Origin of the sequence: Mesorhizobium sp. M7A.F.Ca.US.008.03.1.1 (assembly GCF_003997495.1) — a bacterium.
GTDB lineage: Bacteria > Pseudomonadota > Alphaproteobacteria > Rhizobiales > Rhizobiaceae > Mesorhizobium.
This window is the reverse complement of sequence record NZ_RZRU01000010.1, coordinates 43,830-66,646: the sequence shown is the minus strand read 5'-3', so window position 1 is coordinate 66,646 and position 22,817 is coordinate 43,830. Positions and strand designations below refer to the sequence as shown.

The 22,817-nt window shown below is 57.1% G+C and carries 16 protein-coding genes and 3 pseudogenes; 10 read left to right on the top strand and 9 right to left on the bottom strand.

The window, feature by feature from the left end; translation table 11 throughout:
* Positions 1–119: 119 nt before the first annotated feature.
* From ehuD to EOA16_RS15745, 6 genes are all read right to left on the bottom strand, one after another.
* Complete coding sequence (gene ehuD, locus EOA16_RS15775; RefSeq protein WP_063169345.1) at positions 120–788, bottom strand: ectoine/hydroxyectoine ABC transporter permease subunit EhuD; 669 nt, start codon at positions 786–788, stop codon at positions 120–122.
* A complete protein-coding gene (ehuC, locus tag EOA16_RS15770; protein WP_063169346.1) occupies positions 785–1,456 on the bottom strand; it encodes an ectoine/hydroxyectoine ABC transporter permease subunit EhuC in 672 nt (223 codons plus the stop codon). The genes ehuD and ehuC overlap by 4 nt, the downstream gene beginning before the upstream one ends.
* Before the next feature lie 59 nt (positions 1,457–1,515).
* A complete protein-coding gene (gene ehuB, locus EOA16_RS15765; RefSeq protein WP_082826582.1) occupies positions 1,516–2,388 on the bottom strand; it encodes an ectoine/hydroxyectoine ABC transporter substrate-binding protein EhuB in 873 nt (290 codons plus the stop codon).
* A gap of 224 nt (positions 2,389–2,612) precedes the next feature.
* A complete protein-coding gene (locus tag EOA16_RS15760) occupies positions 2,613–3,734 on the bottom strand; it encodes an alpha/beta hydrolase (protein WP_063169347.1) in 1,122 nt (373 codons plus the stop codon).
* Between the two features lie 770 nt (positions 3,735–4,504).
* Positions 4,505–6,190, bottom strand: coding sequence for a GMC family oxidoreductase N-terminal domain-containing protein (locus tag EOA16_RS15750; protein ID WP_063169348.1), 1,686 nt, complete (start codon positions 6,188–6,190; stop codon positions 4,505–4,507).
* Positions 6,191–6,665: 475 nt separating this feature from the next.
* Positions 6,666–7,130, bottom strand: a complete 465-nt coding sequence (locus EOA16_RS15745; protein WP_063169349.1) for an Lrp/AsnC family transcriptional regulator — start codon at positions 7,128–7,130, stop codon at positions 6,666–6,668.
* A gap of 621 nt (positions 7,131–7,751) precedes the next feature.
* Here EOA16_RS15745 and ectB point away from each other — a divergent pair.
* The 9 genes and pseudogenes from ectB to EOA16_RS15700 all read left to right on the top strand — a co-directional run.
* Entirely contained in the window at positions 7,752–9,068 is a 1,317-nt protein-coding gene (gene ectB, locus EOA16_RS15740; protein WP_063169350.1) for a diaminobutyrate--2-oxoglutarate transaminase, read from the top strand.
* 225 nt (positions 9,069–9,293) lie between these two features.
* Positions 9,294–10,754: an aldehyde dehydrogenase family protein gene (locus EOA16_RS15735; protein WP_063169351.1), complete on the top strand. Its 1,461-nt coding sequence runs from the start codon at positions 9,294–9,296 to the stop codon at positions 10,752–10,754.
* A gap of 328 nt (positions 10,755–11,082) precedes the next feature.
* Positions 11,083–11,451 (top strand): GNAT family N-acetyltransferase, encoded by a 369-nt coding sequence (locus EOA16_RS15730; protein WP_063169352.1) that lies wholly within the window; start codon positions 11,083–11,085, stop codon positions 11,449–11,451.
* Positions 11,429–11,896, top strand: a complete 468-nt coding sequence (locus tag EOA16_RS33160) for a transporter substrate-binding domain-containing protein (RefSeq protein ID WP_224571101.1) — start codon at positions 11,429–11,431, stop codon at positions 11,894–11,896. The genes EOA16_RS15730 and EOA16_RS33160 overlap by 23 nt, the downstream gene beginning before the upstream one ends.
* 756 nt (positions 11,897–12,652) lie before the next feature.
* Positions 12,653–13,846 (top strand): annotated as a pseudogene (locus tag EOA16_RS15720) (IS256 family transposase).
* 986 nt (positions 13,847–14,832) lie between these two features.
* The gene (gene panD / locus EOA16_RS15715; RefSeq protein ID WP_063169354.1) at positions 14,833–15,276 is read left to right on the top strand and encodes an aspartate 1-decarboxylase; all 444 of its coding nucleotides are present in this window, start codon (positions 14,833–14,835) and stop codon (positions 15,274–15,276) included.
* A gap of 313 nt (positions 15,277–15,589) precedes the next feature.
* Positions 15,590–16,858, top strand: a complete 1,269-nt coding sequence (locus EOA16_RS15710) for an acetyl-CoA carboxylase biotin carboxylase subunit family protein (RefSeq protein ID WP_082826583.1) — start codon at positions 15,590–15,592, stop codon at positions 16,856–16,858.
* Between the two features lie 81 nt (positions 16,859–16,939).
* Positions 16,940–18,109, top strand: coding sequence for a Xaa-Pro peptidase family protein (locus EOA16_RS15705; RefSeq protein ID WP_063169356.1), 1,170 nt, complete (start codon positions 16,940–16,942; stop codon positions 18,107–18,109).
* 117 nt (positions 18,110–18,226) lie between these two features.
* A pseudogene (locus EOA16_RS15700) lies at positions 18,227–18,457 on the top strand (IS3 family transposase); the annotation flags it as partial.
* A gap of 142 nt (positions 18,458–18,599) precedes the next feature.
* Here the strand turns inward: EOA16_RS15700 and EOA16_RS15695 are convergent.
* Together EOA16_RS15695 and EOA16_RS15690 are read right to left on the bottom strand one after the other, a co-directional pair.
* Positions 18,600–19,040 carry a GNAT family N-acetyltransferase gene (locus EOA16_RS15695; RefSeq protein WP_158515807.1) on the bottom strand — a complete coding sequence of 147 codons (441 nt, stop codon included), beginning with the start codon at positions 19,038–19,040 and terminating at the stop codon, positions 18,600–18,602.
* A gap of 476 nt (positions 19,041–19,516) precedes the next feature.
* The gene (locus EOA16_RS15690) at positions 19,517–20,446 is read right to left on the bottom strand and encodes a 2-oxoglutarate and iron-dependent oxygenase domain-containing protein (RefSeq protein ID WP_063170383.1); all 930 of its coding nucleotides are present in this window, start codon (positions 20,444–20,446) and stop codon (positions 19,517–19,519) included.
* Positions 20,447–20,902: 456 nt separating this feature from the next.
* Between EOA16_RS15690 and EOA16_RS33155 the strand changes: the two are divergent.
* Positions 20,903–21,046 (top strand): annotated as a pseudogene (locus EOA16_RS33155) (transposase); the annotation flags it as partial.
* Positions 21,047–21,127: 81 nt separating this feature from the next.
* Here EOA16_RS33155 and EOA16_RS15685 read toward each other — a convergent pair.
* Positions 21,128–22,813, bottom strand: a complete 1,686-nt coding sequence (locus EOA16_RS15685) for a GMC family oxidoreductase (RefSeq protein ID WP_127259210.1) — start codon at positions 22,811–22,813, stop codon at positions 21,128–21,130.
* Between the last annotated feature and the right edge of the window lie 4 nt (positions 22,814–22,817).

Here is a 22,817-nt window from a genome sequence, read left to right as displayed (position 1 = left end):
GACTTTTTCGCTGCGCCTGATATCGAGGTCAAGCTCGTCCCGCCTGGCTGATGCCCTAGGGCGCTTCGTGAGATCGTCCTCGAAGCGAAGCACAAATTCGCTCATAGTATAAGGCCTCCCTATTGCAGATGGTAGCGGCGGTTGAGCCAGACGCGGACCGACTGCACGATAGCGGAAGCAACCAAGCTGAACACGTAGTAGAAGAAGCCGCACATAGTGATCGCTTCTATGTATCGATAGTTATTGCCCCCGAAATTTTTCGCCTGCTGCAGCATCTCGAAGATCGAGATTGCCGCCAGGACCGGCGTGTCCTTGAACATGCCGATGAAGTAATTGCCCAGAGCTGGCACCATGGGCGGGATCGCCTGCGGCAGAATGATTGTTCGCCAGGTCCGCGTTCGCGAAAGGTTTAGTGCCGTACAGGCCTCCCACTGGCCGCCATCCACATTCTCGATGCCGCCGCGGAAGACTTCGGAACAATAGGCTGCATAGTGGATCCCCAGCACGCCAACTCCCGCCGTCCAGGCAGGAATGAAGATTCCGATCTGCGGACCAACGAAATAGACAAAGAACAACTGCAGCAGCAAGGGCGTTGAACGGATAAACTCCACGATCTCCGCCATGGTGGTCGAGACGTAGCGGTTTGGCGACTGGCGAATCATCGCGAAGACAAGACCCAATATCAGCGCGATCGCAAACCCGAGCAGCGTAGCCTCAATGGTGACGATCGCTCCCTGATAGAGATATGGGAAAGCCTCCCATACGTAAGACCAATCCCAGATCTTCAAGCCACCTGCTCCCGAACGAAACCGCGCGAGACGCGGCGTTCCAGCCAGCGCACGAAAGGAGTGATGAGGGCGCGCGCGATGATGTAATAACCGAATAGTGCAACCGCAAAGAACAGCATATAATCGCCAGTTGCGTCGGCCGCCTGCTTGGCGGCGCTAGTAAATTCGGGAATGGTGATGAAGAAGACGAGCGAGCTACCCTTAAGCACATCGATGAGCATGTTACCCCAGGTCGGCAGCATGGCGCGCATTGCCTGTGGGAGGATAATACGCCGCATCATGGTGAGCCGCGAAAAATTGAGCGCTGTAGATGCCTCATACTGGCCCCTATCAACGGCCTGAATGGCGGCGCGGACATACTCGGCTGCGTAGCCAGAGGCATTCATTCCGATCCCCAAAATTCCGACAGTCCACGGCGACAGGAAAATACCGAAAATCGGCAATACAAAGAACCACCAGTAGAGCTGAACCAGCATGGACGTCCCGCGGAAGAATTCGATGTAGGCGATACTGAACCAGCGCAACTGCCGACGGGGAGAGACTCGGGTCAGGCCCACGAAAAGCCCAAGGACGATCGCTACGACGCAGGCGCCAAGAGTGACGATGACCGTAGTCATGACGCCCTTGGTGAGCACGGCAAAGATAAAGCTGAGATCGACCTTACTCATATGCCCTCCCCACTGACCGCCTACCGGCCAAGGGCCGGGGAGCGGTCAGACGCATAGCTTCAGCCCTTGCAAAGATCAGCGGTCTTGCTGCCATCCGGGAGATCGCGTTTGGTGTAACCATATTTGCCGACCGCGGCCATCATTTCGTCAGAGCCAATATAGTCTTTCAACACAGCATTGAACGCGTCTACCGCAGCCTGTTCGCTGAGCGGGAAGGCTATGGCGGGATGTTCATTCGGTCCCGGCGGGGTATACGGGTCAGCCACCTCAATGCTGGGATCCTGCTCGGCAAGAGTCGTCGCGTTCAGACTATAGAGCGAGCCGGCAGCGGCGCGGCCGGCCTTTACAGCCTGTACGACCTCGGGCGGTCCGGCGACCTGCATAACCTTGTCGTCAGGGAAACCTAATTTCTTCGCCTGCTCGACTGCGGTGGTACCCGTCATGATGGCCAGGGTAAGCCCCTTCTTCTGAGCGTCATGGAGGGAATGCAGCGCTTCCGGATTGCCCTTCGGCACGATCATCGAATCATTGCTCGATGCGATCGGTTCGCTGAACAGGACGTTGCGGCACCGCTCCGGCTTAATCCACATGCCGCCCGTGATGATGTCAAAGCGACCAGCCTGGAGGCCCGGGACAAGGGAACCCCAATCGGTTACGACCGGCTCGATTTTGGTCGTTCCCATCTTTCTCAGAACGTCCAGTGTCATCACATTGACCAGGCCAAGCGGCTCGTTGTTCGCACCAGGATAGGCACTGGGAGGCTCATTGGTGAAGCCAAGACGGATCGTTTCTCCGTTCTTAATCTTATCGAGCAGCGACTCCGCCGAGGCCGAACCGGCAAAGGACGAGATTGTCATCGCCGCCAGGCCGAGCGCGGCAATCCTCTTCAAGATTGCAGCCTTAAAGCATTCGTCGAGTTTCCACTTGACCACTGGTTAGTCCTCCGTTTTCGCATCGCCGATGGTCTCCCGATATGCCTCGGGAAAAGACCATTGCATCATTTGTTGAGCTTGTAGTCCGGCGGTTCCCATCATCGTGTGAGCTGCAGGGTCCCCACTTAGGTATAGATTCCTCCAGTCGATCCTTTGCTACGCCACTTGTGCATGCTTCGTGAGCGTAGCAGCGCAGCTGTGGTGCTTTGTGCGAGAAATGCAAGTTATTCGCAGAAATTCGGTGATTTTTGGGTGCATACGCACATTTCCGTCATCCCCGTGGTTCGTTGGAAGTGAACAATCGCGAGCTGTGGTATGGCCAACTGAGGCACACCACGTCTTGCATGACTCCTGCCCTGCCCGGTTGGATGGGCGCCACCGCCTGGGCTATGCCCTTGTTGCCATGGCAGGGCACAAGTTCGTCGTATGCGACACGCCGCTGAGAGATTCGCCTCGGAGACGCTGGCCCGAGCATTGTTCCCGTCACAGTTGATCATTCGTGCCATTGACGGATGAGTCTGTTCACGGCTTCGCTCCGGATCAACCTGGACGGAATCGCCGGCATTATTGAGCAGATGGAAATCTGAATTCCTGATCAGCTTCGCCAGGTTGATCCCTTGCTCCGGCGTCGCGGTAGGGTCGTTCTTGGACCAGATGATCAACGTCTGGGCCTGAAGCTGATCAAGGTAGGGGAAGATATACTTCTGCTGCAGCAGTGGATAACGATGCAGGTTTGTCTCGTCTTCCGGCAATCTCTGCCAGATCTCCCATTGTCCCCGAGCCGCGGCCCGCCGATAGGCTTCTCGCTCGGCGCATTCCACATCCTGCCCGTGGGCGCGGCAGCTTTTCCGCCGTGCGGTGATGTATTCCTCTTCGCTCGGCATCGGGCCGGAACAGCCGTAAGCCTGCCGGCAGGCCTCCAGCCAAGCTTCGTCACGGTCATCTCCGAACGCCGGCGACACGGAGTTAGCGGTCAGCAGGACAAGCTTAGAAACAAGATCGGGACGCACGATCGCGACCCGCGCGTCGACGAATGATCCTTCTGAATGGCCGACTAGCGTGATCTGCTTCAAACCCAGTTGTTGGAGGAAGCTAATTACATGATTCACACGACCGAGCCGGTTAATGTATTTGCAGTCAGCAGGATAATCCGTTCCCCCAAAATGGAGTTGATCAATCGCTACTACCGTAAATTGATCGGATAGCCCGTTCAGCTGCCGAACAAAGGAACTCTTAGCCTCTGCACGGAAGCCCGCCCCCTGCAGGAAAACAATCGGCCTACCAGCTCCGTTCTCGCAGTACGATGTCTCGACACCATCAACCGATACGCGATGCTTGGTGATCATCGGTTCCTCGGCAAAAGGAGGGGCATCAGGTCGGCATTGCGACATGCGAGATGGACTGCCATTGCTCACTCCTGAGCGTAGCAGCCTCACATGCCACGTTGCCGAACTATCTCGTCTGAATACCGGAAATCGGCACCCCGGAGCCTCGCGTCTTGTCACTTTGCTCTGTCGTCGCCCAGCCACTGCGGCCGGGAGCCTTTTAGGTGCATGGGTGGCATTCCCCGCAAGATTTCAACCCTTGCACAGGTCGCCGGTCTTGGTGCCGTCCGGCAGATTGATTTTGGTGTAGCCGTATTTTGACCGACTGCATCATTTGGTCGGAGCCGATATAAGTATTCAATACCTCGTTGAAGGCATCGACCGCCTGCTGATTGGGCAGGAAGGCGAGACTTGGGTAGCCGGCCTTCCCAGCCGGCGGGGTGAACGGATCTGCCATTTCAACGCTGTCGACCTTGTCAGCGAGCTCCTTACCGTGAAGTAGTTTAGCGACCCCGCCGCCGCGCGGCCGACCTTCACTGCCTGCAAGAATTCGGCCTGGCCGGCGACCTGCATGACACGATCCTCCGGAATGCCCGCGTCTTTGGCGGTCGTGACCGTGTCGGAACCGGCGGTGGTGACCAGCGTTAGGCCCTTATCACGAATATCGTCAAAGGAGTGCTGGTCTTTTGGGATTGCCATTCGGCATGAGCAGGGCTTCGGTGAACTTAGCAAGCGGCTCGGTGAACACCACATTGCGGCAGCGCTCCGGCAGAATGTACATGCCGCCTGGCCTAGCTCCGTCTGCCGTCTCTCAAGGTTGTGTCGGCCAATTTCTCAGCCACCATAATCGTCGGAATGTTTGTGTTCGCCCGAGGGCAAAATGGCATGACGGAAGCGTCGGCGATCCTCAAACCCAAAATACCATGAACGCGTCCCGACGGATCGGTCACAGCGCCAGGATCCGCGGCTGCCCCCATCCTGCAGGTCGACGTCGGATGCCAACTTGGGATGACGTTCTGGCGAATATACCGATCCAGATGTTTCTCGTCGTTGACGAGATCGGAAATGCTATCCCCATCCGTTATGACGCGCCTAATCAGCCCACGGCGCAGCCGCGGCGACGCGTCCATGAGCAGCGCCAGAAATGACGTGAGTGCATAGTTTGTGCTTGTGACCTTGCTCACCAGCTTCGCTCGCGCATTCAACGCTGACGGAAACGGGTCCAGCGCCACAGAGGACAGCGAATCTTGCTGCAGCAGGCGGACTATGAAGCGAAAGCCCTGCTTGAGGCGCTCGGCGTCCCGCTTGTCGCTCAACCAGTTGAAATCGACCTCCGGCTCTATTTTATGCGAACTACCCTTGAGCGCCACAGTTCCCGTCGAGTAGCTGCGATTGACCCACACGGCGAGAGTGCCGAGGCGCCTCCCCAGCGGGTGCCAGGATGATTTGGCAACAGTCGATATTGCCATATCGGTCGACGGGCAGCCTTCGTAACCCGACGAGTAGCGGGCGTGCATCTGAATATATTCGCTCACGCCGGGTGACAAGCGATCGGCCGGCTTCAAATAGGCCGAAACGCAAATCGTGGGGTGTTCCTGAAGATTCTGGCCCACACCTTTCAAATCTGCAACGATAGGGATTCCGAATTGTACTAATTCCTTCGCGGGGCCGATCCCGGAGCGCATCAATATGGCGGGTGAATGGAGTGCTCCTGCGCACAGGATAACGCAAGAAGCGCTATACGATTGCACGCCCGATTTGTTCTCCGTCTCGACCCCCGTTACCGTTGTTCCCAAAAAGGTCAGCCGCGCAACTGTCGTTTCGGATAAAATCGTTAGATTGCGGCGAGAGCGGACGGTTTCGGGTAAGTACGCCATCGCGGAGGAGACCCGATGACCATTGCGGTTGGTCAATGGGACAACTGAATAGCCATCACCGAATGCACCATTGAAGTCTGGCCTGAAATGAAGCCCCAAAGCATCGTAAGCATCGGAGATTGCCCGGATGAAGCCCGACCAGTCTGATTGGCGCACACGTTTGATTGGCAAGGGGCCGTTCGTGCCATGAAATTCCCCGCCGAAATCCAAATCGCATTCTAGACGACGGAAGTAGGGCAGCACGTCTTCCCAACCCCAGCCCGTTGCACCGCTTGAGGCCCACTCATCGTAATCTCCGGGCCCGCCGCGGTTGGCGACTTGGGCATTGATGCTGGAGCCGCCACCCATGACGCGCGCCTGTTCGTAATGGACAGGCTTGCGGCCACCTCGCACCGTTGTCGCGTGGAGTGACTGCCATCGATAACCGGGATTAAGGTAAGCACGCGTTGGGTCGCCATCCTGGATGTCGTCAGGAATGGCATTCGGCGGCGTATCAGGGCCAGCTTCAATGAGCAGCACGCGAGCGCCATAGGCGGAGAGCCTGCTCGCCATCACGCATCCAGAGGAGCCACCACCCACGACGATATAATCGAAAACCACGCAAACTCGCAAATGTCTGAGTCGGGCAAAAATCTAGCAGACGGCGAGCAAGCAAAAACGCGCAATTATCTTGCAGGACGCAGGAAATCAGCGCATTCTTAAGAGATTCGCATTATGGCGGCCTCCCAACGGGGCGGAACGTTTAAACATGACCTTGCCAGCAGTCCATCAGGGCTGAAGGCGATGCCGGAGCGTCGTGACTTAAGTGGACAAAGCGCATCGCGACTGAAGGGGACAAACCTATCGCGAGATACATCAGAATGCAGCCCGGTAGGTCCAGAAGTGCTTTTGCAGCATCGCGCTGACGAGGCCGTTGTAAGGAGCAGAATGATGCTTCGCCTTGCGCTCCATCGCCGCTTTAGCGGTACGAAAACTCCCGTCCCAATCATGGCCGGCGGGCAAGGCGGCTGACCCTTGCGCCAGTCATCGGTGAATCGGATCAACCAGTTGTTGAATGCGCGTAAGATTGCGCGTTCTATACATCGATTGGCACCGCCAAGGTTACCTTCGTGCGATCCATCACAATCATCGTGCTGTAATTTCTAACAGCCGGGCTATCAAAGAAGAAACGCCTCGAGAATGCGTCGTACTCTGCCAAGTCACGCACGGAGAGAAGGAGAACGAAATCGGCGTTACCGGTGACCGCATACGCGCTCATTACTTCAGGCGCCTTCTGTAGAGACTGCTTGAAGCGATCGATGACGTCGGAACGATAGCGCTCAATGTCGACCAAGACCAGCATCATCAGGGACCTGCCCACCGCCTCAGGCGACACGATTGCAACATCAGCCTCAATTACGCCAATTTGTCGCAACTGCTTCAATCGCCGCTGACAGGCCGTGGGCGATATACCGGCCAGTTGGCCCAATTCTTCCGTTGTTTGGCGATTGTTGCGCTGAACAGCGCTTAAGATTTTCAGATCTATCCGATCCAATTCCATGGTCATTCTCCGGAATAGCTGCAATTTGCGCAGAAAAACTGCGATATGCACTCGACTGTAGCCTCAACCCCGCGCAGACGGAAGCCCAAACGATCAGGCCAGGCATGGGACCAAAGTCGGCTATCGTCCTCGACGTCAGTTATAGCCATTGGCCGAAGAGTGCTGTCCACCATCGCCCAACTGACAATGGCAGCCGACGGTCAAAAGCCGAGGCCTTGCGCCCAGTTCGGCCGAGGAAACGTCTCGGAACTTAAACGCTAAGCCGACTGGACGATGATGATAGGGGGGACCTCTATTTCCGCGCTTCGGCTTCCATTCGTTGGCTCACGCTGCCAAGAGTCTCATCTGTGTATAGGGAATCGAGCGCTAGGTTCGCCTGCCCCGGTTGCTGCATCAAATGCAGCCGTCTTGAGGTGGTTGGGAAAAATCGTCACCGCAGCCACACAAACCGCCGGCCTTATGCAACCTGCCGGCAATTTCGCATAATTACTGCATCCCGCCGCTCAGAATTTGCGCAAGGCGCCCAATGTAGCGCGCTATTGTCTCACAACGGCACCTACACGCCACTTCATAAAGCAGAAGAGGCCTGGCTTTGCAGGCTTCAGATTGAGGAGTTCGCCTATGAGCAAGCAATTCGCACCTGAAATGGATGCAGGTCTCGCGGTTTTCAATCGCCTGGAGTCTGAGGTGCGCAGCTACGTCCGCGCCTTCCCCGCCCTATTCGATCGCGGAGTCGGGACCACTCTCATCGCTGCAGACGGTCGGGAATATCTCGACTTTTTCGCCGGTGCAGGCGTTTTGAATTATGGGCACAACAACCCCGTCATCAAGAAGGCGCTGCTGGATTATATCGAGCGCGACGGAATTGTGCATGGGCTGGACCTTGCCACGACGGCCAAGAAAGCCTTCATCGAAGCTTTCGAGCGATACATTCTCAAGCCTCGTGGTCTGACATACAAATTACAGTTTCCCGGCCCCACAGGTACGAACGCGGTCGAAGCGAGTCTAAAACTGGCTCGCCAGGTGACCGGGAGATCGAACATCGTCTCGTTTACCAACTCGTTCCATGGGGAAAGCGCTGGAGCATTGGCAGCGATGGGAAACAAGGAGCACCGGGCCGCTGCCGGGTTTCCCCTCGCCCATGTGACATCGTTGCCATACGAAGGCTACCTGGGGGCGTCAGTTGACACAATCGATTACTTCGAAAAGCTTCTCAATGACCCCAACAGTGGCCTCGACAAACCTGCCGCGGTGATCCTGGAAGGGATCCAAGGTGAAGGCGGCATCAATGCTGCGAGCGTTACTTGGCTGCAACGGCTGCGCGAGCTAACGTCGCGGCACGGAATCTTGATGATCCTCGATGACATCCAGGCCGGGGTCGGTCGCGCGGGCAGTTTCTTCAGTTTCGAAGCGGCTGCAATTGTGCCGGACATCGTTACCCTGTCCAAATCTTTGTCGGCGATCGGAACCCCAATGGCCCTTATTCTCATCAAGCCTGAACTTGATGTCTGGGCCCCGGGCGCACACACCGGGACCTTCAGAGGCAACAACTATGCTTTCGTCACTGCTCGTGCGGCCCTCGAAGCTTACTGGTCCGACTCCAAGTTCGAGGATGAGATCGCTCGCAAGTCTGCGATCTTGGTCCAAGAACTCAACGCGATTACCGAGGAATTCCCCACCCTCGGCCTGAGCGTGCGAGGCCGCGGTCTGATGTACGGACTCGTTTCACCGAAGCACCACTCCTTGCCAGGTCTGGTCTCCCAGGAGGCTTTTCGTCGGGGCTTGGTGATCGAGATCGCCGGCTCATACGGTGAGGTGCTTAAGTTCATGACTGCCCTCACCATCGCCGAGGCTGACCTTCGGCGTGGTCTGTCCATCATTCGCGACAGCATTGGCGCAGTAGCGACTACCCTCGACGGTGGAGGCGCGGCTCGCTAGCCGACAAAGCACCGGGCCACTAGCAGGTCCAAAATCGGGCCGCTCGCAGTCACGGAACGGGAAGGCCGTTCCGTGGCATGTGGCAGTGGGCGAACTCGGAGCGGCTGAACGGCAGACTAGGGCTTTCACTGCCGGACCGATACCACGGTTGCCGTTCTTCCTGCGGCGCCGACCACTGTCGCTGCGCCAATTCGAAGAAAATCGAGCGATAAGAAAGAGGACTGGATGGCCAGCAACGACGTAGTCAAAAATTATATCGATGGCGAGTGGCGGGATTCTGTGTCCGGCACACGCATCGAGGTCGATGACCCGGCGAGCGCCGAAACGATTGCTGTCGTAGCTGAAGCAGGACCCCAAGACATCGAGCTTGCCGTTACTGCTGCTCACCGCGTTTTTCGCGACCGCGTGCTGATAGACATGCATCCGTATGATCGCGGTCGCATGTTGTTTCGCGTTGCCGACGCCCTTGAAGCGCGTTTCGACGAGATCGCAGCCATTAACTGCGCGGAGACGGGGAAGGCATTGGAACTTGCCGATGGCGAGGTTCAGACCGCCATCAGATACCTGCGATACTATGGTGGCTTGGCCGACAAACTTGAAGGGCGCTCGATCCCGCGCGGGGCCAACCTGGTCAACTACACAGTCAGAAGTCCCTTCGGCGTGTCCGCCCAGATCGTTCCGTGGAATGGTCCACTTGAACTGACGGCCCGCTCGCTGGCCTGCGCCATCGCAACCGGCAACTCAGTCGTGGTGAAGTCGCCGGAACTAGCTCCCCTTTCCGGAGTTGAACTTGCGCGTGCCTGTGAGACAGCGGGGCTGCCTGCCGGAGCGGTCAACGTGCTCACTGGATACGGCCAAACGGCAGGCCAGGCGCTGATCGAACATCCCGACGTTCGCCACATCGTCTTCACGGGCTCGATTACTACTGGGCGGACGGTGCTCAAGACGGCAGCGGATCGGATCGTGCCCTGCATAATGGAACTGGGCGGAAAGTCGGCTGCAGTTGTGTATTCCGATGCCGACCTCGACTGCGTTGTGGAAGCGGTACGCGTCGGGACCTTTCTGAATGCAGGCCAGAATTGCAACAACCTTACACGTCTTATTGTGGAACGTTCTATTGCAGACAAACTGGTGGAAAGAGTGAGGGTCTGCGTCGAAGGACTGTCGGTCGGTCCAGGACGCGAAAACTGCGACATCACCCCGTTGATCTCCCGAAACCAACGACAAGGAGTTGAGCGGGCCTGCCAGACGGCCCTCTCGCAGGGCGCGCGACTCGTAACCGGCGGGACTGCGCTTTCGGAGCGGAGCGGTTACTTTATGGCGGCCACGGTGTTTGCCGATGTCGCGCGAGACAGCAATCTCTTCCAGCAAGAAGTATTCGGTCCTGTTCTTGCCGTTACCACGTTCGATAATCCGGGAATGGCCGTCAATCTCGCGAACGACACCGTTCACGGTCTGGCAGCGGGCGTGTTCACGCGGGATATTGACCGGGCCCTCTGGACCGCCGACCGCCTTTGGGCCGGTCAAGTGTACGTGAATGGGTGGTATGTGGGCGGGGTGGAAACACCGTTCGGTGGGATAAACCAGTCCGGCTACGGCAGGGAGAAGGGTCAGGAAGCGCTGGACGGCTACGTTCAGACGAGAAACGTTGGTATCCGCCTCTCGCAGCCACCATCTGGAAATTGAACGCTTGCTGATCCCTACCGACGGCGCGGCTGTCGGGCGATGCAGGATTCAATGACCTCGACCAAATCGAAATAAGCCCGGCGAGAGAATCCGTATCGGAGGTCATCGAGAACAACTCTAATCATAGGATTTTTGGCTGCGGACGGGCTTTACCCACCACGGACATGTAGGAGCGCATTGCCTAGCCCGCTGCGTGGGTCGCATGGGTCAGGAGAGGATCACAGTGCTTCAGAGACAATTGAGATTCGCAGAGCTGCCGCCGAAGATTTCGACAAGTTGGCAATGTTGAACCGCGAGTTGATCGAGGCCGAGAAGCATCGAAACCCCGATGACGGTTTCAGAACTCAAGGAGCGGTTTATTCAGTTGGTGAATCGCGAAATTTGGATGGTCGACCTCTTCAGCCAGAACGGCGAGATTGTGGGCCTCGCCACTCATCGTTTGGAGCCAGACAATGCGGAGCCGAGTGGGCAACGCGTCTTTTTGAGGCAATTCTACGTCAGCTGCCAACACCGACGTTCGGAGATTGGCTGCAGGACCCTTGAGCTGCTTATTCGGTCTCGTTTCCACAACAAATCAAGGATTTTCCTCGACGTGCTGGAGACCAATCCTGGCCGCAAGACCTTCTGGTCTCACACCGGTTTTGTCGCCTACAGCACGCTCATGGAGCGTCTCGTTGAAAAAGCGGACACCAAATAACCTGCGGTGCTGGGAATTAATTTGGGGATCGGATTGTCTGGCATTTGCGTGCGTCGCGCAAAAACACGAGAATAGAATCGAGCCGGTCGTAACCGAATGGGGCTCACTTGTCCCCGGCCTGCAGGCTAGCCGCTTCGACTTCATCACGGCCGGCATGTGGATCAAGCCGGAGCGCTGCCGCAACGTGCTGTTCAGCGAACCGATCGCTACGGAGAGAGGCGCACTGCTGGTGCCTAAGGGCAACCCGGAAGGGCTGCATTCTTATGAGGATGTGCGTGACAAGGGACTCACCTTCGTCAGTGATACAGGCTACACCGCGGTCCAGGACGCGAAAAAGTCAGGCATCGCCGACGACAAAATCATGCAGGTCGCCGGACCGCCGGCGGACAGGCTGTCGCGCCGCCGCCGGTGCCCTCGACTACTTTACAGCGACTGGACTTGTTAAGAAGGACCACAGCCTTGAGCTGGCCGATTCGTTCATCGCGCCAGCCAACTATCCTGCTATCGCCTTCGAGCTCAACGAGCAGGCTGCGGTCGACGCGTTCAATGCCGTATGCAGGACTATGTTGGCTCTGGCGAAATGATGGCAGTATTCGGCAAATACGGCTACGGCAAAGACAACCTGCGGACGGCAGCAAGACCGCTGACCTCTGCAGAGGCTGAAGGCAATGTGCCTTAACACGTCCCCGGTCATGGCGGGGACGTGTTCAGTGGGCAAGCGTCTGTGAGGCGATTTCAGGTCCACCGTGGCGGTGCTCACAAGACGCGCCTCATTGCCTGAAACAAACACATCTACACTTCATCGGGTGCGCACATGTGAGCGTCGCGGCCCACAATACGACGGCCAATATGCGGGCTGGCTCACCTGCCACATCAGGCAACTGCGCAAGCAAATCCCCTGACGTGTGCCGGAACGAGAAGCAGGAGAATACTGTGGAAATCAGAGTTGTACGCCCGGGCGACCTTTCTCAATTGCGCAAGATTTGTGACGAACACATCGACTTGGAAGGGGTGACAATAGCGGACCAGGACCTGAGTCCTTATTGGAACTCGGCGTTTTTTGGAACACCTGCCCAGTTGTTCGGTTGGGTTTGTGATGAAGGAGGGTGTGTGCTGACAGTTCTGCAAATTCGCTGAGAGAGGGCGGTCATGGCAGGCTGGTGATTGTTCACGTCACCGATTCCCGCGAAGGAACGCCACCATGACCAAGATTGAAAGTAAGACCGGCAGCGCTGCCATCAAAGACATTCTGCTTTCGGACCCGGACGGACTTCACGAAGTGATCCGTGCGGTGATGCAGGAGGTACTCGAGGCCGAGATGGACGAGGCGCTGGGGGCTTCGAAGAGCGAGCGCACACCTGAGCGGCTCGGCTACCGCTCGGGTTATTACGGCCGCACCCTTGTCACGCGGGTCGGCAAGCTTGAGCTGCGGGTTCCGCAGGACCGGGCCGGCCGCTTCTCGACCGAGCTTCTCGAGCGTTACCAGCGTTCGGAGCGGGCCTTGGTGGCGACGCTTGCGGAGATGTATGTGCAGGGCGTGTCGACCCGCAAGGTCAAGGCGATCACGGAAGAGCTGTGCGGCCATGCGTTCTCGGCCTCGTCGATCTCGGCCATCAACAAGCGGCTGGACGAGAGCCTCGCTGCCTTTGCCAGGCGCCCCCTTCAAGAGCCGTTTCCTTACCTCATCCTCGATGCGCGCTAAGAGAAGGTGCGTGAGGCCGGCGTCGTCATGAGCCAGGCGGTGCTGATCGCTGTCGGCATCGACTGGGACGGCCGGCGCCAGATCCTGGCCGTCGAGATGGCCAATCGCGAAAGCCGCTCGGCCTGGAGGGATTTCCTCGTCGCGCTGAAGGCGCGCAGCCCCAAGGGCGTCGAGCTGGTTGTCTCCGCCAATCATGCCGGCCTGGTCGCGGCGATCGGCGAGGTGATCCCCGAAGCCGCCTGGCAGCGCTGCTACGTCCACTTCCTCAGGAACGCGCTCGATCACCTGCCGAGAAAGCACGGCGCCGACTGCCTGCAGGACTTGCGCTGGCTCTAATGACCGGCGCGATCTCGCCGAGGCCAAGGCCGATCTCGCCGCATGGCTGTCCAAATGGTCGGGCCGCTATCCGCGACTGACGAGTTGGGTGGAGGAGACCATCGAGCGCACGCTGACCTTCTTTTGCCTGCCGCGCCAGCATCACAAGCATCTCAAGAGCACCAACATGCTTGAACGGCACAATGAGGAAATCCGCCGGCGCACCAATGTCATGCGCATCTTCCCCAATGAAAGCTGCCTGCGCCTCGTCAGGGCGCTGGCTGCGAGACCAACGAGAACTGGATGGAGGCCAACCGCTACATCAACATGGACGATCTGCGCGAGCACAAGAAGCTCGCTCTACGCCAAGCCGCATGACCAGCATCGTGGCCGCCCCATTTTGCAGAACTTGACGCACACAACCTGAAGGAGGTAAGCGTCATGACAACTCTTAGAGGATACATGACCGCGTCGATCCGGCTTTTCCTTGTTGGTCAGGGGCGATCCTCGGGTACGCCTCCGGCGAGGGCCGCCTTGCGCGATCATGGCACGGTAGCGAGGCTGGGCTCTTAAGGTCGTCCTTAGGAGCGTAAGCCCCGCGACCATCCCATCGCTGAAAACAAACCCTTGATCAGCGGGCGCCCGACGGACCGCCTCTGTCGTCGTGGCGCTCCCATGAAGAACCTGGCCCATAGTGCATCCTTTGATTCGGAAGATAAGGATGCCCCATCAAAACCTGAGATCAAACATTTAGGCAGGCCTCGACTGGGACAAGTAAAACGGCCGCATTCGAGGCATGAGGCTGCACGCGTCTAAGATCCGAACAGCCAATACCCGAGCGTCCTCGACATCCCCGCCGCCAGAAGTCAACGATGCCCAGATCGGCCGCACGACCACCAGCAGAAGGGCGCCACCTCAACCCGTCCTACACTCAACATTTTGTCGCGTCCGCGACGTGCCTTCTTGATCCGATCCGTGGTCTGCTCACCTAAATAGCTGAAAGAGATCACGCATTTCTGTTTCCGGCCTGATTAGCCAGTTTGGCACGAGGTTTGCAACTTTGTGTGCGATCCAGTTGAACGGGCCGATTGGCACAGTCACCTGAAATCACAACTAATTAAAGGAACGGAACATGTCGGAACTGTATCGGATGGCATTACCAATGGGGGACAGCCGGCCGGCAATGCCTCCGCCCACCACAACCAGCCTTCGCCTGACTGTCTCGTGCTGGCCACGCCAGAGTAATCAATTTTGTCCTAAGAACCACAATACGACAAATCGCAGAACGTCCATCCATCCATCCTGAAACCAAGACACAGCAATCGCTTGTCGACGCAGTGTCCCACCGCCGAGAGGAAATGTAGATGAGAAAATTTGTTGCCGCCAAGCTTCATGGAATAACTGTGACCGACGCGAATTTGAACTACCGGGGCTCAATAACTTTGGATCCAGATCACTGCGACGAAGCCGGCATCCTTCCAATGGAATTCGTTGAAATCTGGAATAAATCATCGGGCGCTCGAATCAGCACTTACGTGATTTATGGAGAGCGGGGTTCTCGTTGCTGCGTGCTGAACGGAGCCGCTGCTCGCACCTGTCAGGTCGGGGACGAAATAATCGTTTGCTCCTCCGCATACATCGAGGAGCATCAGATGGTGGAGATCAAGCCGCGAGTGCTGACTTTCCACCGGGATAATTCTATCTGCGACCACATGTTCTACGAGGGTGCAATAGACGACGATGGAAGGATAACGTTCTCGATTCGCGAGGGCTCTCCCGGCGATAACGCGCTAAAACTCACTCCCTAGTAGGGCCTTTCGGTGACAGCTCGTGGCGCCGGGTCCCGGTCAAGGGCGTACTCGTCCCCAGTACTCTGGTACGCGATACAGTGCATTATCCCACTCGGCCACTATTCGGTCAGTTGCCATCAAGCCCAATCGGTTCTGCCCAGATCTGGGAAGACGATTTTGCTGCGCCAAAGGCAACTTCAGCTTCAGCCAGCGGCTGCGGGTAGAGGCGACCAATTTCACGGAATGTTTGGCCTTGGATCGTTGTCTTTAAGTCTGAGGTCCACGATGGCAAAACGACCTATCGACAAAAACGCAGAGTGGAGAACAGCCAATGTCAAGGAAAGCTCTCATCCTGGTTGAAGGCCATGCAAGAGGTAATGGAATACGATACATCCACGCGGCCCGGCGTCTTGGCTTTCATCCAATTACACTATCAGTTGATCCAACACAGTACGAGTATCTTGCGGCGGAAAGAAGCGAGGCAATCCGTGTCGATACAACCAATCTTGATACCTTGATTCGCGAATGTTCCAGGCTGCGTGAGACCAATGACATCGCTGGTATCACGGGCTTCTCGGGCATCGACGAGTCGGTCTATGCAACCGTTGGCAAACTATGTCGGCATTTCGACTTACCGGGACCCAACCCCGAATTGATTGAACGATGCTGTGACAAATTCTCTCAGCGCCAGCTACTTGCGGAAGCCGGAGTTCCGATACCCGCTTATCGCATGGCGCTGAATGTGGCAGAAGTAGAAAGCGCTGTCGCGGAGATCGGCTTTCCCGTAATTGTTAAGCCGGCAATCGGCAGCGGTAGCATCGGTGTCCGATTGTGCCGCAACGCCGATGAGTTAGCTGACCACACGACCTATCTGTTGGGTGGGAAGCACATCTGGCCGTCTTCGCCGAGGATATTGGTTGAGGAATTCGCGCGCGGCCCTTTTTATAGCGTGGAGATAATGGGCAATGAGGTTATTGGGATTGTCGCCGTTGATTTCGGCCCCCCACCGCATTTCGTCTTCCGTGAAACGACCTTCCCGGCCCCGCTTGCGGAAGACGATCATGACCGTATCGTTGATGTTTCGCTGAGGTGCTTGCAAGCTCTTGGCCTTAATTGGGGGCCAACGAACATCGAGCTCCGGTTGACTAATCATGGCCCGGTTGTAATCGAAGTGAATCCGCGTCTTGCTGGTGCGCTTGAGCCTGAACTGGTCCAACTGGCGAGCGGTGTCGATCTGGTCACCGAGCACATCAAGCTTGTCGTCGGCGAGGAATGGGATTTGCGCAGAAGGCATTTGCAGACCGCAGCCGCGCGGTTCCTAGTTGCTGATTGCGACGGCACCCTCGATTGGATCGATGGCGGCAGTCAGGCGATCGCGGTACCAGGTGTCGCTGAAATCAAATTGTATGTTGAACCCAACGCGCCGATCTTCAGGAAAGGCGATTTTCGAGACTGGATAGGACATGTCGTCGCCGTTTCACCCAGCCTTGCTCAGACCGAAGCGATACTCCAACGAGCTGTCGACTTAATCGCTTGGTCTATCACACCGCCGTCGGGCGAACAGGAGCGATCTGCAGCCCCACGACTCCCCCCCAACTGAGAGGTGATCCGTCGCCAGCATAAGAACTCTTACCCGCAATAGCTCGCCTTGTTGTCAAAAGCATAGCTGGAGTTCAAACTTATGAATATATCCAAGGGACCCCAGGCATTCCCTAGAAGTGAATACCTTCGCCGGCTCGGCTCGGTGAAGTTCGAAATGGGTCGGTGCGATATCGACGCGCTCGTCGTTTCCGACCAACATAACATTACCTATCTCACGGGGTACACCGCGCTATCAGCCTATGTTCCTCAGGCCGTTGTGGTTTCGATACGAGAAGAGGAACCGACGTTCATTCTGCGCCGCTGTGATGCGCCGGCAGCCATTCATCAATGTTTTATGGAGCGCGACAAAATCGTCGCATACCCCGAAGCGTATATTGGAAATCCTGACAAGGATGGCTATGACGCGGTAGTCGATTACTTGGAGGACGTCGGCCTCGCGAGTCGAGGCATAGGAATCGAGCTATGCTGCCTTCCATCGCAATCGGCGAAAAAGTTTAGGATGCGCCTGCCTGGTGCCACGATCGTCGATGCTACTAAGGCGGTCACTTGGAAAAGGCTCATCAAGTCAGATCTCGAGATAGCTGTAATGCGGGAGGCGGCGGCAATCTCAGACGCCGCGATTCGACGCGCTGCTGAGGTAATACGCCCCGGGGTGCGTGAAGCAGACGCGTGCGCGGAAATTGTGGCAACGTTGGTGCGCGGCGCAAACGGTAAGCCAGGAAGCGGGATCGAGGGAATAAGTTTGTGTTCATCACCGCGAACGGGAACGTGCCACATTCCGTGGAGCGAGGACGTTTTTCGCTATGGATCGCAGGTGAATCTCGAAATCGGCGGTGCGCGATATGGTTACTGTGCTGGGCTTATGCGCACTTACACGATCGGCTCACCCTCCGATCGTCTACGTCGCGTGCATGAGATCCAAGTCGCCGGCCTTGAGGTCGCTCTTGATGCGATACGGCCAGGAGCGACTTGCAGCGATGTTGCCAACGCCTTCAATCGCAGCATCGAGAAGCGGGGCCTCAAAAAGGAGACGCGTTGCGGCTATGCACACGGCATTGGTTGGTTGGAGCCGACCGCAAGCCTTAAGGATGGCGATATGACAGAGTTGCTACCAAACATGACCTTTCACCTGATGTTAGGTAATTGGATCGAGGAGGATTTTGGATACGTCATCAGCGAAACGTTCCGTGTCACAGACTCCGGCGTCGAGGTACTGACCACTGCTCCCCGGAAGATTTTTGAGATCTAAATTAGAATATGGCTTGTCATAACGACAGCGCGGACGTCCGGAATAGATCTTGCCGGTCGACGAGATGTCGCCTACCTTGTTGAAGTGCGGACGGCGAGCGGCGGTCGGCATGCGGGGCCGATCCGTGTCGAGGCGAAGCCGAACGCACGCTGGTCGCTGTACGACCAGTTCTCCTGCGGCCGATCAACTCGTCGACGACGTGACGCGCGAATGCCTTACGCGATTCCGGACACAGATCTCTGGTCGCCGCGTTGCTCGCGAACTGACGACCTGATCGCCCAGCGCGGCAAGCCCGGCATGATCGTCGCAGACCACCGCACGGAGTTTACCTCGAACACGGTCCTTGCCTGATCAATGGATCATCGCGCCGAAAATACATTCCGCTGCAAGCCCATGTGCGCAACATAAATGGCTGCACCTCTAGTCTACTCGCCACTGTTTAAAAGACTGGGGCAGGTCAATGCGCTTTCGTTACGACCTCAGAGCAAGTCTACAGGTCATAGTAGTAGGTAAGGTATGGACTCAATTTACCGATCTTGTCATAGAGCGCCCGCGCATGATAATTTGATCTGTCCGTATTCCAATAGATTCTCAGCCAGCCTTGGTCGCGACCGTAGGAGGCCAGATTCGTGAGCATGGCTTGGCCAATCCCCTGGCGCCGCGAAGACTCGTCGACATAGAGATCTGCGAGAAAACAGACCGGACGATCGCTAAGAGTATACGGGTGAATGACAAAGGTAGCAAAACCTATGGTAACGCCAGTTGCTGAGACCGCGATCAGCGCGTTAATCGGTTCGTCTGGGCGCTCGATGCGCCGCCAGATCCTATCTGTCGCCTGTTCTGATGAATTGAGACCTTGGTCGGCGCAATATGCGTACCAAAGGGACCGCCATGCATCGCGGTCGGCAGTGCCTGCGAGACGAATCTCCATGAGGGGCGGGCTCCGGCTGAGAATGGGCTCCAGGGCGCGAGGTGTTCGGCCTGAAAGGTTGACGGCTTGCGATAACTGCCACCGGCCCGCAAGACGTGCAGCACGCGACCGCCGGGTGTTATAAGATCTTTCCGCCTGTGACGGCGTCGTGGTCGCGCTGGAACTGGTTCCCGGGAGCTCGGTTCGCGATACGTCAAGCGCGAGTTGGGCGAGCGTTATCATGGGATCAAGTTCCCTCAGGTTTTCCCGCAGCACGTTTGCGACAGCGGTGCAGATCTAGTGCGATCTTTCCCTGCGACCACACGATGCAAACAATCTGACACCATAGGTGCATTCATCCCGAAGCGGGCTTCCGACCGCCGCGCTACACGCGCGACGGCGGGACAATCTAGCGGATGCGAGAGTTCTTCCAGCTTACCACGGAGATCTGCACCGCGTCGGCGCCATAATTGCGCATGCTTTAGAAAAGCAGACAATCATTGCAGTTCGCGCGCGCGTCCGGCGCCATTCCCAGTCACCCATATTGACTCAACGTTGCGCAGCATCATTTCTACAACACTAACTTGCTGCCCTTGTCGCGAAGTCAGGCGAGCGTCGATCTCGGGATAAATAAAGAAGGGCAGCGAAATTCGATCAGTCGGACCACTATGCACGACCTGGTGGGGCGTACTCTTGAAGCGGCCGTCGCTCAAGACCTGAAGGAGGTCGCCCAGATTGACTACGAGACTATCGGGCAGGCTCGGCACCGGCATCCATCGACCGCGGAACCACACCTGCAAGGAACGCAGGGGGAGTTCCTCTTGCAGCAGCAGCGTGAAGAAGCCATGATCCGTGTGCTTTGCGCAAGTGCCGCCGCGAGCTGGATACCGTATCACGCGTTGCCCAAGCGTCGGCGTGCTGAAATGGCGTTGGAACCATGCCTCTTCCATACCTATCAGGTCCGCCAGCGCATCCCCGATCTGGGGGACAATCCCGGCGAGCACGGTAGCCTGCAAAGCAAGCAGGTTTCTTGCGAAGCCAGGAGCCAAGGCTTCATCCGGAAGGCGCGTGCGGCCGGAGAACGGACGCCGGTCGCCTTCGTTCTCAATTCCGAGGTCGAATACCTCCTTTGGATCGAAGCCGGCCTCAGGATGTAGCATTTCGCCGTGTAAAGGACTGTATCCACGGGCGGCAGTGGGGTACACGTCCTGAAAGGCGTGCCCGTAGCGTTCCTTAACCGACTGTGGCAATGCGAAGAATCGCCGGGAAGCCTCAATGGCTTGCGCGATCTGTTCCCCGGGGATGCCGTGCTCGACAAGGTAGAAGAACCCGTATTCCTGGCATGCCATTTGCAGGCGCTGGCGCTCGTCACGTCGCGTTGCATCGTCTCTCAATTTCGAAAGTGAAATTTTCGGCAGCGTGGTCATAGTCAATCCCCTTTTTGGGCGCTTAAGTTGATTAGTGTTTGCCGCGGCTCTCAAAGTCGACAGTTCCTTGGATGTGGGCAACGCGCCGTCTCTTCCAATAATAACGAAAGTCGACATGATGTCCCATTCTAAGGCTAAGCCGATGGCTGGGCGGTGATTCCGTCTTAGCAATTGATCTCTAGCGCTTCCTGGTGAAGATAACAACGATTTGTATGTTAATATAGTTGTATATATTGTTACATCCGTCGCGGTTAGTTTAACATTATCACGGCCAAGATACTAAGAGCGATTTACAATTCTGAATTGCTTTATGACTTCCAGGCTCAATCCAGACCAGCGCCGACCTCCGGGTTTCATGGCAGGATCGGCCATCTCGAAGAGCTCTATGACGCGAGGTATCGCCAGCTACCTGAGCTCGTCCATCACACACGCCGTCCCGGACGATGGCCGAATGGCAGAAACCGACCGCTCGAAATTTTCCTATCCCATAGTCTTTTTCGACGCTATCCGGGTCGAGCGGTCAAGCTCAGGGACGAAGACTTCGTTCGCAAAAAAGCCATCTACATCGGGTTCGGCGTTCTGCCTGGCGGCACCAAGGAGCACATGAGCTGAGGAAGCGCTTGTCGACGTTATCCGCCGTCTCGACGAGACGACTAGCCGAGCAGCAAAGCAGGCAGCGATTTAGCTCCGTCTGCCGTCTCTCAAGGTTGTGTCGGCCAATTTCTCAGCCACCATAATCGTCGGAATGTTTGTGTTCGCCCGAGGGCAAAATGGCATGACGGAAGCGTCGGCGATCCTCAAACCCAAAATACCATGAACGCGTCCCGACGGATCGGTCACAGCGCCAGGATCCGCGGCTGCCCCCATCCTGCAGGTCGACGTCGGATGCCAACTTGGGATGACGTTCTGGCGAATATACCGATCCAGATGTTTCTCGTCGTTGACGAGATCGGAAATGCTATCCCCATCCGTTATGACGCGCCTAATCAGCCCACGGCGCAGCCGCGGCGACGCGTCCATGAGCAGCGCCAGAAATGACGTGAGTGCATAGTTTGTGCTTGTGACCTTGCTCACCAGCTTCGCTCGCGCATTCAACGCTGACGGAAACGGGTCCAGCGCCACAGAGGACAGCGAATCTTGCTGCAGCAGGCGGACTATGAAGCGAAAGCCCTGCTTGAGGCGCTCGGCGTCCCGCTTGTCGCTCAACCAGTTGAAATCGACCTCCGGCTCTATTTTATGCGAACTACCCTTGAGCGCCACAGTTCCCGTCGAGTAGCTGCGATTGACCCACACGGCGAGAGTGCCGAGGCGCCTCCCCAGCGGGTGCCAGGATGATTTGGCAACAGTCGATATTGCCATATCGGTCGACGGGCAGCCTTCGTAACCCGACGAGTAGCGGGCGTGCATCTGAATATATTCGCTCACGCCGGGTGACAAGCGATCGGCCGGCTTCAAATAGGCCGAAACGCAAATCGTGGGGTGTTCCTGAAGATTCTGGCCCACACCTTTCAAATCTGCAACGATAGGGATTCCGAATTGTACTAATTCCTTCGCGGGGCCGATCCCGGAGCGCATCAATATGGCGGGTGAATGGAGTGCTCCTGCGCACAGGATAACGCAAGAAGCGCTATACGATTGCTCGCCCGATTTGTTCTCCGTCTTGACCCCCGTTACCGTTGTTCCCACAAAGGTCGGCCGCGCAACTGTCGTTTCGGATAAAATCGTTAGATTGCGGCGAGAGCGGACGGTTTCGGGTAAGTACGCCATCGCGGAGGAGACCCGATGACCATTGCGGTTGGTCAATGGGACAACTGAATAGCCATCACCGAATGCACCATTGAAGTCTGGCCTGAAATGAAGCCCCAAAGCATCGTAAGCATCGGAGATTGCCCGGATGAAGCCCGACCAGTCTGATTGGCGCACACGTTTGATTGGCAAGGGGCCGTTCGTGCCATGAAATTCCCCGCCGAAATCCAAATCGCATTCTAGACGACGGAAGTAGGGCAGCACGTCTTCCCAACCCCAGCCCGTTGCACCGCTTGAGGCCCACTCATCGTAATCTCCGGGCCCGCCGCGGTTGGCGACTTGGGCATTGATGCTGGAGCCGCCACCCATGACGCGCGCCTGTTCGTAATGGACAGGCTTGCGGCCACCTCGCACCGTTGTCGCGTGGAGTGACTGCCATCGATAACCGGGATTAAGGTAAGCACGCGTTGGGTCGCCATCCTGGATGTCGTCAGGAATGGCATTCGGCGGCGTATCAGGGCCAGCTTCAATGAGCAGCACGCGAGCGCCATAGGCGGAGAGCCTGCTCGCCATCACGCATCCAGAGGAGCCACCACCCACGACGATATAATCGAAAACCACGCAA

What these genes read in the sequence shown, in the direction of transcription:
- ectB (WP_063169350.1), top strand. Translation starts at nt 7,752, where the DNA reads ATGAGCAAGCAATTCGCACCTGAAATGGATGCAGGTCTCGCGGTTTTC.
- EOA16_RS15735 (WP_063169351.1), top strand. Translation starts at nt 9,294, where the DNA reads ATGGCCAGCAACGACGTAGTCAAAAATTATATCGATGGCGAGTGGCGG.
- EOA16_RS15760 (WP_063169347.1), bottom strand. Translation starts at nt 3,734, where the DNA reads ATGATCACCAAGCATCGCGTATCGGTTGATGGTGTCGAGACATCGTAC.
- ehuC (WP_063169346.1), bottom strand. Translation starts at nt 1,456, where the DNA reads ATGAGTAAGGTCGATCTCAGCTTTATCTTTGCCGTGCTCACCAAGGGC.
- EOA16_RS15695 (WP_158515807.1), bottom strand. Translation starts at nt 19,040, where the DNA reads ATGGAGATTCGTCTCGCAGGCACTGCCGACCGCGATGCATGGCGGTCC.
- EOA16_RS15705 (WP_063169356.1), top strand. Translation starts at nt 16,940, where the DNA reads ATGAATATATCCAAGGGACCCCAGGCATTCCCTAGAAGTGAATACCTT.
- EOA16_RS15690 (WP_063170383.1), bottom strand. Translation starts at nt 20,446, where the DNA reads ATGACCACGCTGCCGAAAATTTCACTTTCGAAATTGAGAGACGATGCA.
- EOA16_RS15710 (WP_082826583.1), top strand. Translation starts at nt 15,590, where the DNA reads ATGTCAAGGAAAGCTCTCATCCTGGTTGAAGGCCATGCAAGAGGTAAT.
- EOA16_RS15730 (WP_063169352.1), top strand. Translation starts at nt 11,083, where the DNA reads ATGACGGTTTCAGAACTCAAGGAGCGGTTTATTCAGTTGGTGAATCGC.
- EOA16_RS15745 (WP_063169349.1), bottom strand. Translation starts at nt 7,130, where the DNA reads ATGGAATTGGATCGGATAGATCTGAAAATCTTAAGCGCTGTTCAGCGC.
- panD (WP_063169354.1), top strand. Translation starts at nt 14,833, where the DNA reads ATGAGAAAATTTGTTGCCGCCAAGCTTCATGGAATAACTGTGACCGAC.